Annotated in this window: 16 protein-coding genes; 13 read left to right on the top strand and 3 right to left on the bottom strand. The window is 60.7% G+C overall.

Translation table 11 applies throughout. The annotated features are described in order from the left end of the window. The first annotated feature begins 7 nt into the window (after positions 1 to 7). The 13 genes from BBA01S_RS25400 (at position 8) to BBA01S_RS25340 (ending at position 12,353) form a co-directional block, all read left to right on the top strand. Positions 8 to 346 carry a hypothetical protein gene (locus BBA01S_RS25400; RefSeq protein ID WP_042297889.1) on the top strand — a complete coding sequence of 113 codons (339 nt, stop codon included), beginning with the start codon at positions 8 to 10 and terminating at the stop codon, positions 344 to 346. A 66-nt stretch (positions 347 to 412) separates the two neighbouring features. Beyond that, entirely contained in the window at positions 413 to 1,666 is a 1,254-nt protein-coding gene (locus BBA01S_RS25395) for a Rieske 2Fe-2S domain-containing protein (RefSeq protein ID WP_027818898.1), read from the top strand. A gap of 17 nt (positions 1,667 to 1,683) precedes the next feature. Further along, a complete protein-coding gene (locus tag BBA01S_RS25390; protein WP_027818897.1) occupies positions 1,684 to 2,478 on the top strand; it encodes an amidohydrolase family protein in 795 nt (264 codons plus the stop codon). Positions 2,479 to 2,512: 34 nt separating this feature from the next. Next, positions 2,513 to 3,616 (top strand): zinc-dependent alcohol dehydrogenase, encoded by a 1,104-nt coding sequence (locus tag BBA01S_RS25385; protein ID WP_027818896.1) that lies wholly within the window; start codon positions 2,513 to 2,515, stop codon positions 3,614 to 3,616. A 54-nt stretch (positions 3,617 to 3,670) separates the two neighbouring features. Then, positions 3,671 to 4,519, top strand: a complete 849-nt coding sequence (locus BBA01S_RS25380) for an amidohydrolase family protein (RefSeq protein ID WP_027818895.1) — start codon at positions 3,671 to 3,673, stop codon at positions 4,517 to 4,519. A gap of 118 nt (positions 4,520 to 4,637) precedes the next feature. Then, positions 4,638 to 5,270, top strand: coding sequence for a GntR family transcriptional regulator (locus BBA01S_RS25375; protein WP_027818894.1), 633 nt, complete (start codon positions 4,638 to 4,640; stop codon positions 5,268 to 5,270). A 158-nt stretch (positions 5,271 to 5,428) separates the two neighbouring features. Then, positions 5,429 to 6,478: an aromatic ring-hydroxylating dioxygenase subunit alpha gene (locus BBA01S_RS25370; protein ID WP_027818893.1), complete on the top strand. Its 1,050-nt coding sequence runs from the start codon at positions 5,429 to 5,431 to the stop codon at positions 6,476 to 6,478. 31 nt (positions 6,479 to 6,509) lie between these two features. Further along, complete coding sequence (locus BBA01S_RS25365; RefSeq protein ID WP_027818892.1) at positions 6,510 to 8,081, top strand: FAD-dependent oxidoreductase; 1,572 nt, start codon at positions 6,510 to 6,512, stop codon at positions 8,079 to 8,081. 56 nt (positions 8,082 to 8,137) lie between these two features. Further along, entirely contained in the window at positions 8,138 to 9,514 is a 1,377-nt protein-coding gene (locus tag BBA01S_RS25360) for an MFS transporter (RefSeq protein ID WP_027818891.1), read from the top strand. Further along, a complete protein-coding gene (locus BBA01S_RS25355; protein ID WP_322787838.1) occupies positions 9,511 to 10,737 on the top strand; it encodes a mandelate racemase/muconate lactonizing enzyme family protein in 1,227 nt (408 codons plus the stop codon). The genes BBA01S_RS25360 and BBA01S_RS25355 overlap by 4 nt, the downstream gene beginning before the upstream one ends. Before the next feature lie 110 nt (positions 10,738 to 10,847). Continuing rightward, positions 10,848 to 11,354, top strand: a complete 507-nt coding sequence (locus BBA01S_RS42750; protein WP_042297888.1) for a hypothetical protein — start codon at positions 10,848 to 10,850, stop codon at positions 11,352 to 11,354. A gap of 14 nt (positions 11,355 to 11,368) precedes the next feature. Continuing rightward, positions 11,369 to 11,557 carry a hypothetical protein gene (locus BBA01S_RS25345; RefSeq protein ID WP_027818889.1) on the top strand — a complete coding sequence of 63 codons (189 nt, stop codon included), beginning with the start codon at positions 11,369 to 11,371 and terminating at the stop codon, positions 11,555 to 11,557. Positions 11,558 to 11,687: 130 nt separating this feature from the next. Next, the gene (locus BBA01S_RS25340) at positions 11,688 to 12,353 is read left to right on the top strand and encodes a GntR family transcriptional regulator (protein WP_027818888.1); all 666 of its coding nucleotides are present in this window, start codon (positions 11,688 to 11,690) and stop codon (positions 12,351 to 12,353) included. 356 nt (positions 12,354 to 12,709) lie between these two features. On the opposite strand, the gene BBA01S_RS25335 is transcribed toward BBA01S_RS25340, so the two are convergent. The 3 genes from BBA01S_RS25335 to BBA01S_RS47030 all read right to left on the bottom strand — a co-directional run bounded on the left by BBA01S_RS25335 (position 12,710) and on the right by BBA01S_RS47030 (position 14,619). Beyond that, entirely contained in the window at positions 12,710 to 13,273 is a 564-nt protein-coding gene (locus BBA01S_RS25335) for a DUF2087 domain-containing protein (protein WP_027818887.1), read from the bottom strand. Between the two features lie 316 nt (positions 13,274 to 13,589). Continuing rightward, the gene (locus tag BBA01S_RS25330; RefSeq protein ID WP_027818886.1) at positions 13,590 to 13,889 is read right to left on the bottom strand and encodes a hypothetical protein; all 300 of its coding nucleotides are present in this window, start codon (positions 13,887 to 13,889) and stop codon (positions 13,590 to 13,592) included. 247 nt (positions 13,890 to 14,136) lie between these two features. Beyond that, positions 14,137 to 14,619 (bottom strand): hypothetical protein, encoded by a 483-nt coding sequence (locus BBA01S_RS47030; protein ID WP_156966080.1) that lies wholly within the window; start codon positions 14,617 to 14,619, stop codon positions 14,137 to 14,139. Positions 14,620 to 15,077 lie beyond the last annotated feature (458 nt).

Genomic DNA, 15,077 nt, shown 5'->3' with positions numbered 1-15,077 from the left:
CATCGTCATGACGCTTCAAGACCTCAATACCGGTGCCGCGCGCTACGTCGACGATCTCACCTCCATCGACAACTACACGGTTGCGACGTTGCGCGAACTGGCCGGACGCATCGGCGCTTCGAGGGAGATCGAACACATGATCTACCGCGAGTCCGAACTCGATGAAGTCTGGCGTTTGCTGGACGCCGACGTCGCGGCGGCCGCGCGCACGGGTCTGGTCGACGCGCAATTGCAGCGTTTGCTGAGGCTGCGCGAACTCGTGATCGAAGCCCACGATCTGGTGGGTAACGACGCCGACACCGTGGCCGCCTGCGAGCGGCTGAACCAGGCCATCGCGCTGATTTGATCACGCCGGCCGGACCACCGGCAGGCGTTCCCCACATTCCCCATTCAATGCAGGCAAGGAGACACCATGCTTTCTCGCGAAGACAACACGATTCTCACGCAGGTCGGCCGTGGCACGCCCACAGGCGATCTGATCCGCCGATTCTGGATTCCGGCGCTGCTCGCCTCCGAAATCAGTGAACCCGGCGGCAAACCGGTGCGGTTGCGCCTGCTGGGCGAAGATCTGGTCGCGTTTCGCGATACCGACGGCAAGGTCGGTCTGCTCGACGAACAGTGTCCGCATCGTCGCGCTTCGCTCGCGCTGGGCGACAATTCCGAGGGTGGCCTGCGCTGCCTGTATCACGGCTGGAAGTTCGCCACCGATGGCACCTGTCTCGATACGCCGACCGAACCGGCGGGATCGGCGTTCTGCTCGCGGATTCGCGCACTGGCTTATCCCACGCGCGAAGTCGCGGGCGTGATCTGGACGTATATGGGCGACGCAGCGCATACGCCCGCCTTCCCGGAATTCGAATTTCTCGCTTATCCGGCTCAGAACGTCGTGCCGTTCAAAGTGCTCGAAGACTGCAATTACGCGCAGGCGGTGGAAGGCACGATCGATTCGGCGCACGCGGGCGTGCTGCATCGCGAGCAGCCGTGGAGTGCGCCTGCGAAGTACGACCACGAACGCGATCTGCAACCGAAGATCGAAGTCGAATACACGAAATATGGCTTGCGCTATGCCGGCGTGCGTAATTTCCGCGAGGAAGGAAAACTGCACGCGCGTGTAACGGAAGTGGTGTTGCCATTCTTCACTTTGATTCCGCCCGATGGCTTCGGTGTGCGAAAGAATCGGCGTATGGCCAATGCCTTCGTGCCGCGTGACGACGAATCGACCTGGCATATCCAGTGGTTCTTCGACGAAACGCAGCCGGTCGACGTGGCTTACCGTATCGAAGAGGGCGGTCATTGGGTCGATGAACACTTCCGCAAGAAGCTCAATATCGACAACTGGTACGAGCAGGACCGCGACGCGATGAAGACCGCGTCGATGTCGGGCATCAAAGGCATTCTCACCCAGGATCACGCGGTCAGCGAAACGCAGGGCCGCATCCTCGATCGCACCAAAGAGCATCTGGGCACCTCCGACGTGGCCGTGGTCGCGTGGCGGCGTCAGATGATCCGCACGGCGCGGGCGCTTGCCGAGCGCAACGAGGTTCCGCTCGTGCTGAGCGCGCCGATCCCCTGGCAGCAGATTCGCGCGGCCACCGTGATCTTCTCCAGCGAGCGCACCTGGAAGCAGGAAGTGCCGCTCAATCCCGATGTAGCGCTGACTGCGTGATGCGCCCGGAGGCGGCGATGATCGTCGATAGCCATGCGCATGTCTCGCCGTGCTGGTACGAGCCCGTCGAGACACTGCTGCATCACATGGACCGGCATGGCGTCGAAACCGCCGTGCTCACCCAGATGATCGGGCAGGTCGACAACGGCTATCAGCAAGCTTGCGTTTCGCGTTACGGCGAGCGATTCCTGAGTGTCGTATGGGTGGATGCGCAGGCGCCCGAGGCTGGCGCAACAGTGGAGCGTCTGGCGCACGCGGGCGCGGCCGGGGTGCGTCTGCGCCCCGGTGCGTGCCTGCCCGACGGCACGCTGCCTGACGTATGGCGCGCCGCGCAGCGATGTGGCTTGCCCGTGAGCTGCGTGGGATCGGCGGAGGCTTTTGCCGCCCCCGCGTTTGCCGGGCTGCTTGCCGCGTTGCCGGAAATCACCGTCGTGCTCGAACACCTTGGCGGGTCGAGTGCGCCCGTCGATACCGACGAAGCGTTAGCGCTGCGGCTAGCCGTGTTCAGCCTCGCACGTTTGCCGAACGTCATGCTGAAGTTGCCCGGCATGGGCGAACTCATGCCGCGCTCGCCCACGGCACTGCGCGATGGCGAGCCGTTCGGCGGGCGCAGCCATCCGCTGGTGGAGCAGGCGCTGGTGGCATTCGGCGCGCGACGCCTGATGTGGGGCAGCGATTTCCCCGTGGTGAGTGCACGCGAGGGCTACGGCAATGCGCTGAAGTTCGCTATGCAGAGTCTGGCTGGGCAGTCGGCGCAGGCGCTGGACGACATTTTCTGTCACAACGCGCTGCGGGTATTTCGTGCGCGCTGAATGTGGCGAGAACAATCTGGACTGGAGACAAGCGATGTCAAAGAAAGTGTGGGCGGCGGTCAAGACTGCTGCGGAAACAACCGAACTGCGCCAGTTCGACTATCCCGACCTGAAGTCCGATACGGGCATTCTGCGCGTGGAAGCGAGCGGTGTGGGCGGCAGCGACCCGGAGGTCTACCGCAAGCCCGATCACGCGCCGCTGATCATGGGTCACGAGAACGTCGGCACGCTGGAAGCCGTCGGGCCGGTCGCGGCGCGGCGCTGGGGGGTGAAGGCTGGCGATCGCGTGGCACTGCACGAATATCTGCCGTGCTGGCACTGCGAGTGGTGCATGAAGGGCGATTTTCGTCTGTGCATGGAAGTCGACTTTTTCAACGTCAAGGATCGTCTGAATACGCTGCGCTTCGGCATGTCAACCTGCGAGATCGCACCGCATCTGTGGGGTGGTTACGCGCAGTACATGTATTTGCCACTTAATACCGTCATGCATCGTATTCCTGACGATATGCCGGCGACGCACGCCACGCTCGCCGTGCCATTCGGCAATGGCGTGCAATGGGCCTGCAATGATGGCGGTGCGGGGCCGGGCAAAACCGTGCTGGTATTCGGGCCGGGCCAGCAGGGTCTGGGTTGCGTGCTCGCCGCGAAGGCTGCTGGCTCGCTCACGGTCATCCTCGCGGGCATGACACGCGATCGAAGCCGCCTCGACCTGTCACTGCGCATGGGCGCGGATCACGCCATCGACGTGCAAGACCAGAATCTCGAAGCCGAGGTCATGCGCGTGACGAACGGGCGGGGCGTCGACGTGGTGGTCGATACCACGGGCGACCCCGATGGCTCGGTGGCCGCACAGGCCATCGCGCTCGCCGCCAAGGGTGCGTGGCTGAGCCTGAATGGCCTGCATCAGCAGGTGCCGATCGGTGAAATCAAGAAGCGCTATCTGACGGTGCGCGCTCCGCGCGGGCGCAGCTACGCCGCCGTCGAGCTTGCTTTGCGCTATATCGCGTCGGGCCGTTATCCGCTCGACGAGGTGTGCTCGCACACGTTCGGACTGGCGCAGACCCACGAGGCGATTCTCGCGACGGCCGGGCGAGGCATCGAAGGCGCAATCCATGTATGCGTAGACCCGTGGCGCTAAGCCCGGGCACCTCTAGCAACACGCAAACCGAACACAACATGCCATGGAGACACCATGATTGACAGTCATGCCCATCTGATTTCCGCCGATGTGGGCCGATATCCGCCGTCTCCATTGAGCGGTACGCTCGAAGACGGCGCGCTCGACAACCCGGTCACTGCCGAACGGCTGATCGCGCTGCTCGACGCCAATGGCGTGGAGCGCGCGCTGGCCGTGCAACGTGCCCATATTTATGGATTTCACAACGATTACGTCTGCGATGCGGCCGCGGCGTATCCCGAACGTCTGCGCGCGCTGTGCATGGTCGATGCCCTTGCGGATGACATCGACGAAATAGTGCGTTACTGGGTGCGCGAACGCGGCTCGGTGGGAATTCGGCTGACCGAGCCGCACAAAGGCGCGGATCCGGGCTGGTTTTCGTCGAAAGCGGCATTGCGCGCGTGGGAAACCGTCGCGGAACTGGGCGGCTCCGTGCGCCTGCACTTCTACCGCTGGAATCGCGAGGCCGCGTTGCGCGCGCTGCTGCCCGTGCTCAAGTCCTTCCCCGATACGCCCGTCGTGCTCGATCACTTCTCCAATATCGTGGGCGAGTCGGGTGCGCCCCACTACGGCGTGGACGAAGCGCTGCTCGCACTCGATGACCAGCCGAACGTTTACCTGCTGTATTCGATGATCAACCTCGGCAAGCTGGCAGCGCTGGATCTACCTGCCGCGCCCGTGGTGGCCAAGGTCGTGAGCGCTTTCGGCGCGCAGCGAGTCATGTGGGGCTCCGACGTGGCGCAGTCCAAAGGCAACTACAGCGATATGGTCGAACTCGCGCGGGCATCCGTGGGCCTGTTGTCGCAAGCGCAGCAGCAACAGGTGCTGCATGGCACGGCAAACGCCGTGTACTGGGAGCGCTGAATTGCTGCGCGGCGCACGCATTGAATCGCTTCAGGTCACGACGTCTGGCGCCAGCGCGCCGCCAGACGACGAGCCGCTCGCCGACGGGCCCGTTCAGCCCGCCCGAAGGGCGCCCGATCTGCCGTCACAGATTGCAGCTGGCATTCGCGAGATGATCAACGACGGCGTGATCGCGCCCGGCGCGTCGCTGCCGCAACTCCAGCTAGCGGAGCGATTCCGTGTAAGCCGTGCGCCGGTTCGCGAAGCCCTGAAGTTGCTGGTGGCCGAAGCGGCCGTGGAACACGATCCCAATCGTGGGTTTCAGGTTGCATTGCTTTCGAGTGTCGAGGCGCGGCAGATTTATCTGATCCGAAGAATTCTGGAATCCGAATTATTGCGTACGGTGCGCTGGCCTACGCGGGCTGAACTGCGGATTCTGCAAGACGATCTGGCGATTCTGGATTGTGGACTGGCCGTGGCGGCACGCGCCGACTGGCTGCGCGTGCATGGCCGGTTTCATGCGTTCGTCTTTGGACTTTCACCTGAACACGTGATCGCGCGGGAGGCCATGCGACTGATGCGCCAGACCGATCGCTACCGCGCGCTTGCACCGGCGGCTTCGTGGGGCGCCGGGTTCCCCGCCACGCCTGAACACCATCTTGTTGAAGCGCTCGCGAAACAGGATCGCGATGCCTTACTGGCGGGCTTTCTTGCGGATCGCGCTGAGGTCGAACGCCATCTGCTCGCCTCGCTCGAAGCACGAGGTCTCTGAACTTCATCGTTTTTTGCGGGTATACCCCCCGACGCGCATCCTTGTGCTCACCGGAGACTCCGCATAACATGATGAATACTAAATTGAATACTATTTGTTGATTTCGACGATGGCTCTGCCGTCATGGCGGGCCGCATCAATCGATCAGGAGACAAACGATGTTCCTTCGCAACTGCTGGTACATGGTGGGATGGGCCGCGGACTTTTCCGCTGACGCAATCGTGCCATTCACGGTGATGGACGAGCCGCTTGCGATTTATCGCAAGTCGGATGGCACGCTGGCCGCACTGGAAGACCGCTGTCCGCATCGGCTCGTGCCGCTGACCGTTGGGCGCAAGGAGGGCGATGAACTGCGCTGCATGTATCACGGTTTGAAGTTTGCCGCCGACGGCCGTTGCACCGAAATCCCCGGCCAGGAGCGCATTTCGGCCAAAGTCTGCGTGCGTGCCTATCCGATCGAGGAGCGCCACGGCGCCGCATGGGTCTGGATGGGCGATCCGCAAAAAGCGGACGCTGCCTTGATTCCGCCGATCATCGGCCCCGACGACGCGGACTGGGCGATGGTCTGCGCGAGCTTCGACATCGACGCAAACGCTGAACTGATCTCCGACAATCTGCTGGATCTCTCGCACGCGCCGTTTGTGCACGAATCGACCTTCGGCGGCAGCAACATGAAATCGCTCAAGCTGATGAAAGAGAGCGAAACGAAACGAGGCATGGCAGTGCTTGAGCGCGGCGTGCAGGCCGACCGCTGGCACGCGGGGCGTCAGTCGAATCCGTATTTCGGCGAAGTGCCGTCCGACGACCGCGTGGTGAGCACCTTCCTCGTTCCCGGCGTGTTCATCCTGACGATTCATTCCTACGCGCCCGGCGTTCAGGAGCGCATGGGCAGCGACGGTTCCGTCGAAGCCCCCATCTTCGCGCGCTGCACCAACCAGATGATCACGCCCGTCAGTGCGACGAAGTCGAAGTTCTTCTACAACTTCGGCCCGTGGGCCAAGGGCGCTGATCTCAAGGCACATTGCTTCGGCATTGCCGACGCGGCGTTTCAGGAAGACAAATTCATCATCGAGGCACAGCAGGAGCTGATCGGCCGTTCGCCGGACAGCAAGATGATCATGCTCGCCATGGATGCACCGGTGCTTCGCTACAACGAAATCTATGACCGGCTGCGTTCGGCCGAACAGCCGGTGAACCAGGCCGCCTGAGTGTACCCATCCGTTTGTCGCGAGAGAATCGATGCAGAACAATGAACTGACGGTGACGTGGTCCTCGCCCCGCTGGGACCTGGAAGCCGATATGGTGGTGGTGGGATACGGCGGCGCGGGCGCGACCTTCGCCCTGAGTGCGGCAGAGTTGGGCGCCGATGTGCTGATCCTCGAAAAAGGCGAGCGCGGTGGCGGCAATTCGGTGTGCGTCGCCGGTGGCCTCATCATGACGTCGAACGACGAGCAGGCGACCTTCGAGTACATGAACTGGCTGTGCGCCGGACAAACCGACGAAAGTGTGCTCAAACAGTTTGTACAGGGGCTGAAGGCCATCCCCGCTTTTCAGCACAAACTCGGCCTGCCGTTGAAAGACAATCCGAAGCCATTCAGCGCGCCGGGCTTTTTCCCCGAGTTTCCCGGCGCGCCGGGCAGCGAGAGCGTGCAGGGCATGAGCGTGGTGTCGGCGCCCGGCGGAGCGGGACTGTATAACGCGATTGCGGCGGTGGCTGAGCAGCGCGGCGCGCGCGTGCGCTGTAGTACGACGGTCACGCGACTCGTGCAGCATCCGGTGACGCGCGAGATTCTCGGTGTCGAGGCACGCACCGCCGACGGAGAGACGCTGGCAGTCAAGGCCCGCCAGGCGACTGTGCTGGCCAGCGGCGGTTTCGAAGCCGACGAATCGATGTGTCGTCAATTCATCACACCTTGTCCTGTTTATTTTCTTGGCAGTCCGAATTTGACGGGCGATGGTATTCGTATGGCGCAGGCGGTGGGCGCGCAACTCTGGCACATGAATGCCGTGGCGGGACCGCTCAGTTGGGGCATCAAGTCGAAGCGCGGGCATGTTTATGTGACGTACGACCTGAATCGCATTGCCGGATTCGGCTACAACTCGGGGGCATTCAAGGATGGCGGCAGCCTGATATGGGTTGACCGGCATGCAAAGCGCTTTCACAACGAAACGACCGACACGGCCGAGGTGCGCCACGGCCTGGCTAATCGCGACAATTGGCTCGCCACCACGCCGGAGGTGCCGGAATTCAGCCACGTTCCGGTATTCCAGATTTTCGATGAGAAAGTTCGCGCGGGTGGCGCGGCCATGACGACGCTGAATTCACGCACGCCTGCCTGGAGCGCCGATAACCTCGCAGAGCTGGATGAAGGCTCGATCATCAGCGCGGACACGCTGGAGGAACTGGCGCTCAAGTGCTGCTGGCCTGACATCCCCGGCGTGGCGCGTGCCGGTCACCTGGATCCGGAGGCGCTGAAGGACACGGTCGCGCGCTACAACGCGCATTGCGAGCAGGGCAACGATCCTGACCACGGGCGTAGCAGCTTTCTCGTGTCGCTCGATACCGGGCCGTATTACGCAATCGGCCCAATGTTCCCGACTTATCTCAACACGCACGGCGGCCCGAAACACGATGCGCGCCAGCGTGTGCTCGACCATGACGACCGGCCGATTCCGCGTCTTTATGCCATCGGTGAGTGTGGGTCGCTATGGGGGCCTTACTACAACTCGATGGGCGATATTGCCGAATTCATCGTCTCAGGTACGACTGCGGCGCGCGCAGCGGTTGATGAGCCTGCGTGGGACCGCTAGCGAAACCCAATACAGAAGCCGATCACATAAAAAATATCGCTTCATAGGAGACAGCAATGTACGAGAACCCCACTGCGCACGACGCACCGCCTCGTTCCGCCGATCGCGCCGGCGGATCGCAGGCGCCTTTCACTGTCGCCGAAGGGGCAATCAGCGCTGGTGGCTGGCCGCTGCTGGTGATCCTTACGATCGTCTATGTGGTGTCGTTCATCGATCGTGGCGCGATTTCGCTGGTGGTCGGGCCGATCAAGCAGGATCTGGGCGTATCGGACTTGCAGGTGAGCTGGCTGCTCGGACTGTCGTTCATGCTGCTTTACAGCGTGCTCGGCATCCCGGCCGGTTATCTCGTCGATAACTGGCGTCGCAAGCGTCTGCTCGGCGGTGCGATGTTGCTGTGGTCGGGTGTGCAGATTCTGTGCGGTCTGAGCCAGACCTATCTGCTTCTGTTCCTGACGCGCATTGGTCTGGGGGTTGGTGAAGCTGTGCTGCCGCCCGCCGCTGCATCCATGATCCGCGATGCGTTTCCGCCCGAGCGTCGCGGCCTGGCGTTCGGGATCTACAACATCGGGCCGTTGCTGGGCACAGGCCTCGCGCTCGTGCTGGGCGGCTATTTGCTGAAGTTTTCGGCCGCGGGCCATCTCGCCGGGATTCCGCTGCTGGGTCTGCTCAAGCCGTGGCAGTTCGTGCTGGTGGTGCCGGGCCTGCTTGGCATCCCGCTTGCGCTCATGCTCTGGCTCGTGCGCGAACCTACGCGCCGCGACGCCGTGAGCGCCGACAAGGTCAGCTACGGCGATGCCCTGCGATATGCCTGGACGCGCAAAAGCGTCTATCTGCCGCTGTGGTGTGCGATCTGCCTATACGGCATTGCAATTGGCAGTCAGATGGCGTGGTTGCCCGAGATCATCGCGCGAACCATGGGCTATAGCCGCCCCGTTATCGGTCAGACGCTGGGGGCCGTCGGGCTGATCGCGTCTCCGGCGGGACTGCTGATCTGGGGCAGCGTTGCCGATCGCCTGCGCAAGCGGGGGATGGTCGACGCGCCGGTGCGCGTGGCGATCGTCTCGACCGCGATTGCTGCGCTCGTCACCGCAGCGTTTCCGTGGATCGAATCCGCGCAACTGGGCATCCTGGCGTATGCGGCGCAGACCTTCTTCTTTGCGGTATTCGCCGTCGCGGGAGGGGCGACGATGGCCAATCTCACGCCCGGCAACATGATGGGCAAGCTCACCGCGATCTACTACCTCGTGACGAATCTGTTCGGGCTTGCGCTCGGGCCCACGGTTGTCGCGCTCGTGGCGCGTGTGCTGTTCGCGGGGGCGGGCGCGCTCGGTCACGCGTTCGTTGCCTGCTACGTCGTATCTGTTGGCCTTGCGATCGTGCTGCTGATGCGCGTCAGCCGATCGATTCGCGCTCGCGCAGCCGAAGCCTCATGACACATCGTGGCGCGCGCCACGTCTATTCGAACCTCGCTCCTCTTATTGCCATGAAAATCACCCGAATCGAATGCATCCCATTGTCGATGCCGTTAAAGAAGCCGCTTCGACTACCGAACGTGACGATCACCTGCCTGAATACCGTGTTGCTGCGCGTTTATGCCGATACCGGGCTGGTGGGCGTGGCGGAGTCCGGCGACACGTCGTCCTGGTATCGCGGAGAAAGCCAGGCGTCGATTGTCAGCATGATCTGCGACGTCTTTGCGCCGCGCATCCTGCTTGGTGAGGATCCGCGCAATATCGAGAAGATCGTCGGCGCGATGGACACGCTGGCACGCGATAACAATCAGGCCAAGGCGCTGGTCGATTGCGCACTGCACGACCTGAAGGGCAAAGCGCTGGGTGTGCCGGTCTATGACCTGCTCGGCGGCCGCACGCGCGAGGCGGTGCCGTTGGGCTGGGTGCTGTCGGCGGGCGAGCCGGAGCAGGTCGCCAGCACGGCTGTGGCCGCCAGGGAGGCAGGCTACGCGGCATTCAAGCTGAAAGTGGGCCGCGGCACCTTTGAGAACGATATCGCAACGGCCGCGGCCGTGCGCACTGCACTAGGCGACGGCGCACGCATCATGCTGGACGCCAATGGCTCCTGGAACTATGAAGAAGCGCTGCGCACGATCAGGCGGCTCGATCGGTATCGGCTCGATTTCGTCGAGCAACCGTTGCCGCATTGGGATCGCGATGGGATGGCGCGTCTGCGCGAGCGTGTCGAGACGCCGATATATGCGGATGAGGGCGCGCAGGAACTGCACCATCTGCGCGAAATCGCGGAACGGCGTAGCGCCGATGGCGTCATTCTCAAGGTGCAAAAGGTGGGCGGTCTGCTGAAGTCTCAGCGCTTCCTGGCCGTGTGCCGGCTTTACGACCTGCCGGTGTTTTGCAGCACCCTGATCGGATCCGGGATCGAGGCCTGTCCGAGTACGCATCTATGGGTCGCCGATCAGTGGGCCTGCCAGTTCATGAGCGAAAGCGCCGGGCCGCTCGCGGTGCATGCAGCATGGAATAGCGACGACATTCCCGCAGGCGAGGATCTCGCGCTGGGCGGACAACGCTTTCATCGCGGTCTTGCCTACCCGAACGAGCGCCCCGGCTACGGTGTGGACGTCGACGAGACGCTGCTCGCCCGCATCGGCACGCCGGGAAAACCGGCGGTCAGTGTGGGTGAGTGAGTTGTGACCGGGATTCGTCGAGGCAAGCGGAGCACCTACGCAGCGCTTTCGCCCGGCGTTCCACGGTTCGTGGTTGGAAGACTTATTAACGAGTATTCAGGAGACAGTGTATGAACAGCGCCAGCACCTCACCATGGAAGTACGTCATCATGTGGCTGCGGCTCTACTTCGGAGCCCACCTCTTTTTCTCGGGTATCCGATACATCACGAGCGGATATGTTCCACCGATTCCCGGCGTCGGCGGTGCCTACGTTGCGGCCGCCACGACGATCCACCTGTATCCCGCGGTCAAGTACATGGAGTTCGTCTTCGGCACGATGCTGCTGACGAACCGCTTCGTGATGCTTGCCCTCATTCTGGAAATGCCGACTACGGTAACCATCTTCTGGCTCAACACCTTCGTTGTTGCGACGCCGCGTCAGCTTTTCTCGGGCCCGCAGGAACTGCTGATGAACGGCCTGCTGCTGCTTGCCTATAGCGGCTATATGGCTTCGGTGTTCCGTCCCACACTCAAACCAATGTGGCTTTGGGATGGCTGGAAGGGCTACTTCAAAAACGAGACCGGCACCGAGCCTCTGAGCCAGCCGCTTTCTTCCGCGCGGCATGGCAAAGCTTGAATCAGGAGATCGAGATGAAAAAAGAAACGGCAATCGCAGTGGGCATTTGTCTGCTGCTGACGGCGGCGGCATGTATCGGTTCGACCGGGCTTGGCTATGCGGATTATCGTCCGCTGCGCAATTTCGATTATTTCGGGCTGGGTGTTTCGTGGCTGATGTTCATCATCTTTCTGATCCGCGATCGCCGCGCCGGGATTGCCTGATCGGGATGTGAGCGAGCGCCTGGTCGCCGTTGTCGCGGCTGGCGAACAGGCGCGCTGGCACTGCCCTTAGAATAGCGGCTGTGAGATGCGAACACCGACGCATTCAAACGCTAGAGAGACGACGAATCCCGTGAGCAAAATCGAACTGAAAGATATCGATATCCCCGCGCAGGTTGCCGAAGATATCCGCAAGCTGATCAACCTGGGTACGCTCTCGCCGGGCCAGCAATTGCGGCAGTCCGAACTGGCGGAGCGCTTCGATATCAGCCGGGTGCCGGTGCGCGAAGCGCTCAATCTGCTGGCTGCAGTGGGTGTCATCGTGCACGATCCAAATCGCGGCTTTTTCGTGGCGCCGCTGTCGTCGAGCGAAGCGGCGCAGCTTTATCGCGCGCGGTTCCTGATCGAGAGAGAACTGTTTTTGTCGATCGCGTGGCCGGACAAGGCGCAGACGGCGACGCTGGACGCCATGCTATCGAAGCTCGACGAACACCTGAGCAAACGTCAGCGTTCGGCGTGGATCGAGGAGTACTACGCGTTCTATGCCTGTTTGTTCGACCTGTCGCCGGAGAAAATCATCCGTCGCGAGGCGTTGAGGCTGATCCGGTTGACCGATCGCTATCGTGCGCTGGCAACCGAAGCCAATCGTCCGGATGACGCGATGCATGCCCATCTCGAACGGTCTCTGTTGAACGCGATTGCCATGCACGATCGCGAACAGTTGATGCAAACCTATACGGTTGAGCGCGAACGTATCAAGGACGCGGTGATGATGGTGCTTGAATCGCGCGCGTTGTGAGACGTAGGGAAAGTTATCGCGCCCCGCGAGTTGAATCGATGCGGAGCGCGGCGAAGTGCGATTTAAACCGGCGCACCGTTCAAGCTGCGTCTCAGGGCGAGCGGATTGCCCTTGCGCAGCGAAGCGGGACAGCTCCGGCACGTCAATGTCCTGGGGCAGAACTGGGTTGGTGCAGAACTGCGCCGTGTCCAGCGTGGGCGAAATAGCAAACGACCGGCCGGTCGTATCGGCTTGAGCACGCGTGCTTCGCTTGAAGTGTGCGGGGAATTGGCTGCAAGCGACCCACAAGAGACAATCAAATCTTGCGATAACGGTCGTTCGAACTAACGGCGTCGAAACTGAACACGCTCGGTCTATTACAACCGGCGATAAATCGAATTTTGGCGTGTCATCAACAGATTGTCGACCAGTTCTCTGCGCAGCGTAGCAAAATCCTCGTGAAACTGTTTGAGAAACGCGTTGATCTCTTTCTCAGAGTACTCGGAAGCCGGATCTAGTTGATCAACGAGCCAGTGCAAAATGACACGACGTTTCTTCCGCATCTCCGGAATTTTGATCAAACGCCCCCCAACAATGAACGACTTGAGGATTCGTTGTGTTTCGGCATCGACCTCTGCAAGTACGTCAACAGCCGCTTGCTCCTCGGGCGGCGTCAGGTCGAAATGTTTTTGAAATTTATGGAGATTCGGAGCATTGAGTGCGTAGGCTCGAGTGTTGCCGAGCTTGGTCATCGTCACTAACTCGACCTCAGCAAGCCGGGCAAGATGGTGAGAAATAGTCGGTTCGGTTAGTTTCAGGGCTTGCGCAATCGCGCCGACGCTCAACTCGCATTCCGTCAACAACCCAAGAATCTTGAGGCGCGTAGCATCGGCCAATGCCTTCAACACCCGAACCATTTCGGCAATCTCTTCGTTATCCATAACGAATCCTTAGATGAGCGTCTAATTAGAACGATATCTAAGGAGATTTTTGAGGTCAACAACTATTTCGACATCCATCTAAGTTTCAATTGCGCGTGTGAAGTAGGCGCAGTCCGTTTGCCTCCATGAGTGGCCGAAACTGGCAGCGGAATCAACCGGTCGATGTAACGGCAGCTTCGGCTGCTCGCTGAGCGGCGGGTTTTGGCCTGGCTACCGTCCCATCAGGCGCGCAGGAGCGCGCTGCGGCGGCGGATAGGCTCAAAGCGACCAAGATTGATGGACAGTGAGACTCGCCCTAAGCGGCGATTGAGCGACCTCACGTTTCCGTCTCCGCCCTGAGCCACGGCATTTCCCTTGTGGTTCGCCAGGCGTGCCACCCAACTGGAAGATCGGATAAATCTCGAACCGAGTCGTCCAACTGAACGATACTTTGCGAACTTGCCACAAGCGCATCGGTTTCCTGCATTGGGTTAGATTGAGAGCCGTGAAATTGCCACGCACCGTCCTCATAGTCGTGCGACACAAAGGCGATCCAATCCTGCTCGTACACAACGCTCCTGGTTACGATGACTGCAACGTTTGGTGGATCACCAAAAGTCCCCATTTCGCCTTTCATGCGTTAGCCGCCGCAGTGATTAAACAACGTCGATTGCCGACGACCAACGCATCGTTGTCGAACGACCGCTTATGGCCGACTACGTGCTCATGCAGTTTACATGAGCCAAGGTAGCATCGAAGTCGAGCGGCCGGCCGAGTGCGACCCGTTCCAGCCTGTGGCTGCTGAACGCGAGCAGTGTCCGTTCAGATTTCCTTAAAACTGCCGATCAACGGGTGAGAGTAGCTTCCAGCGCGAGTAAGCCAGCTCACTCGCGCTCAATAATTTGGCTGGGAGGCCAATGCTCCTTGCACACTACGTCATTCCCAGGTTTACAGAATCCCTCGACCACGACCTCCGCACGCCCAACTTCATCTACCTGACTCCCCGCTTTTATCGGCTCAGTGAAAGTGTGAATGAGAGCATGAAACTGAGGCGAAGCGCGCTCAGCATAAAAACTATTGATCGCATTTGCGCGCGCGCCAGCAAGCATAGTTTGAAAATCTTGATTTTCATCGCCTGATACCACGTCTCCGTGAGCGATGACAAGGAAGACATTCAGCGATACAAAGTCGTCCAGATTCACGATCAACTTTGCCAGTCGAGATTTCTCGTGATCCGATAGTGAAAATTTCCCCTCGTCGAAGCGGATCGAGATTCCCTTCGAATAAATTGTCGGCGTAAACGCTGAGGAACTAAAAGCGCACGTTGATATCGCTAAAGCTGTGACCAATTTTGTGACTTTCTTCATTCCTGATTTATATAAAAATCAATGGTTAATGAATCAACTCGATATTGACATGACCTAAGTGTACGTATTGTCGACGATTCACGCAGAATGTCGAATGGCTGAAACTAGCCGATCGCTACCCGATGCCTAGGTGAGATCATTGCCTCACGCACTGTGTTCGATGCAAGTGGCATAGTCCAGACTTATTCCAGCCACTCGTTGCCGGACGCGAACGGTGTTCGTTAGTGAAGTTATCCTAACGGCAGGTTTGGCTGCGCGCTGAATGGCAGGTTGTGGCCGGACTCTGTTTTAGGCGCTTTGCCACTTGTCCGCAGTGCGGGGTATCGCATCTCACCGTCGTCGCCGGTTGGGGATTCCACGATATACCTGGCACTGCTACTAGATCGAGCGGTCGTCCGCCAAGCAGGCGCTTGCGTTCCTGCTGGAGGAGAAGGCATAAGTTGAAGTGCCGGAGTGTA

It is taken from the genome of Paraburkholderia bannensis NBRC 103871, from assembly GCF_000685015.1.
GTDB lineage: Bacteria > Pseudomonadota > Gammaproteobacteria > Burkholderiales > Burkholderiaceae > Paraburkholderia > Paraburkholderia bannensis.
This window is presented reverse-complemented; position numbering and strand designations above follow the sequence as displayed.

Coding starts and splice junctions, on each gene's coding strand:
- BBA01S_RS25400 (WP_042297889.1), top strand. CDS start 8: ATGACGCTTCAAGACCTCAATACCGGTGCCGCGCGCTACGTCGACGAT.
- BBA01S_RS25335 (WP_027818887.1), bottom strand. CDS start 13,273: ATGGATAACGAAGAGATTGCCGAAATGGTTCGGGTGTTGAAGGCATTG.
- BBA01S_RS25365 (WP_027818892.1), top strand. CDS start 6,510: ATGCAGAACAATGAACTGACGGTGACGTGGTCCTCGCCCCGCTGGGAC.
- BBA01S_RS42750 (WP_042297888.1), top strand. CDS start 10,848: ATGAACAGCGCCAGCACCTCACCATGGAAGTACGTCATCATGTGGCTG.
- BBA01S_RS25385 (WP_027818896.1), top strand. CDS start 2,513: ATGTCAAAGAAAGTGTGGGCGGCGGTCAAGACTGCTGCGGAAACAACC.
- BBA01S_RS25370 (WP_027818893.1), top strand. CDS start 5,429: ATGTTCCTTCGCAACTGCTGGTACATGGTGGGATGGGCCGCGGACTTT.
- BBA01S_RS25395 (WP_027818898.1), top strand. CDS start 413: ATGCTTTCTCGCGAAGACAACACGATTCTCACGCAGGTCGGCCGTGGC.
- BBA01S_RS25330 (WP_027818886.1), bottom strand. CDS start 13,889: ATGAAAGGCGAAATGGGGACTTTTGGTGATCCACCAAACGTTGCAGTC.
- BBA01S_RS25360 (WP_027818891.1), top strand. CDS start 8,138: ATGTACGAGAACCCCACTGCGCACGACGCACCGCCTCGTTCCGCCGAT.
- BBA01S_RS25345 (WP_027818889.1), top strand. CDS start 11,369: ATGAAAAAAGAAACGGCAATCGCAGTGGGCATTTGTCTGCTGCTGACG.
- BBA01S_RS25390 (WP_027818897.1), top strand. CDS start 1,684: ATGATCGTCGATAGCCATGCGCATGTCTCGCCGTGCTGGTACGAGCCC.
- BBA01S_RS47030 (WP_156966080.1), bottom strand. CDS start 14,619: ATGAAGAAAGTCACAAAATTGGTCACAGCTTTAGCGATATCAACGTGC.
- BBA01S_RS25355 (WP_322787838.1), top strand. CDS start 9,511: ATGACACATCGTGGCGCGCGCCACGTCTATTCGAACCTCGCTCCTCTT.
- BBA01S_RS25380 (WP_027818895.1), top strand. CDS start 3,671: ATGATTGACAGTCATGCCCATCTGATTTCCGCCGATGTGGGCCGATAT.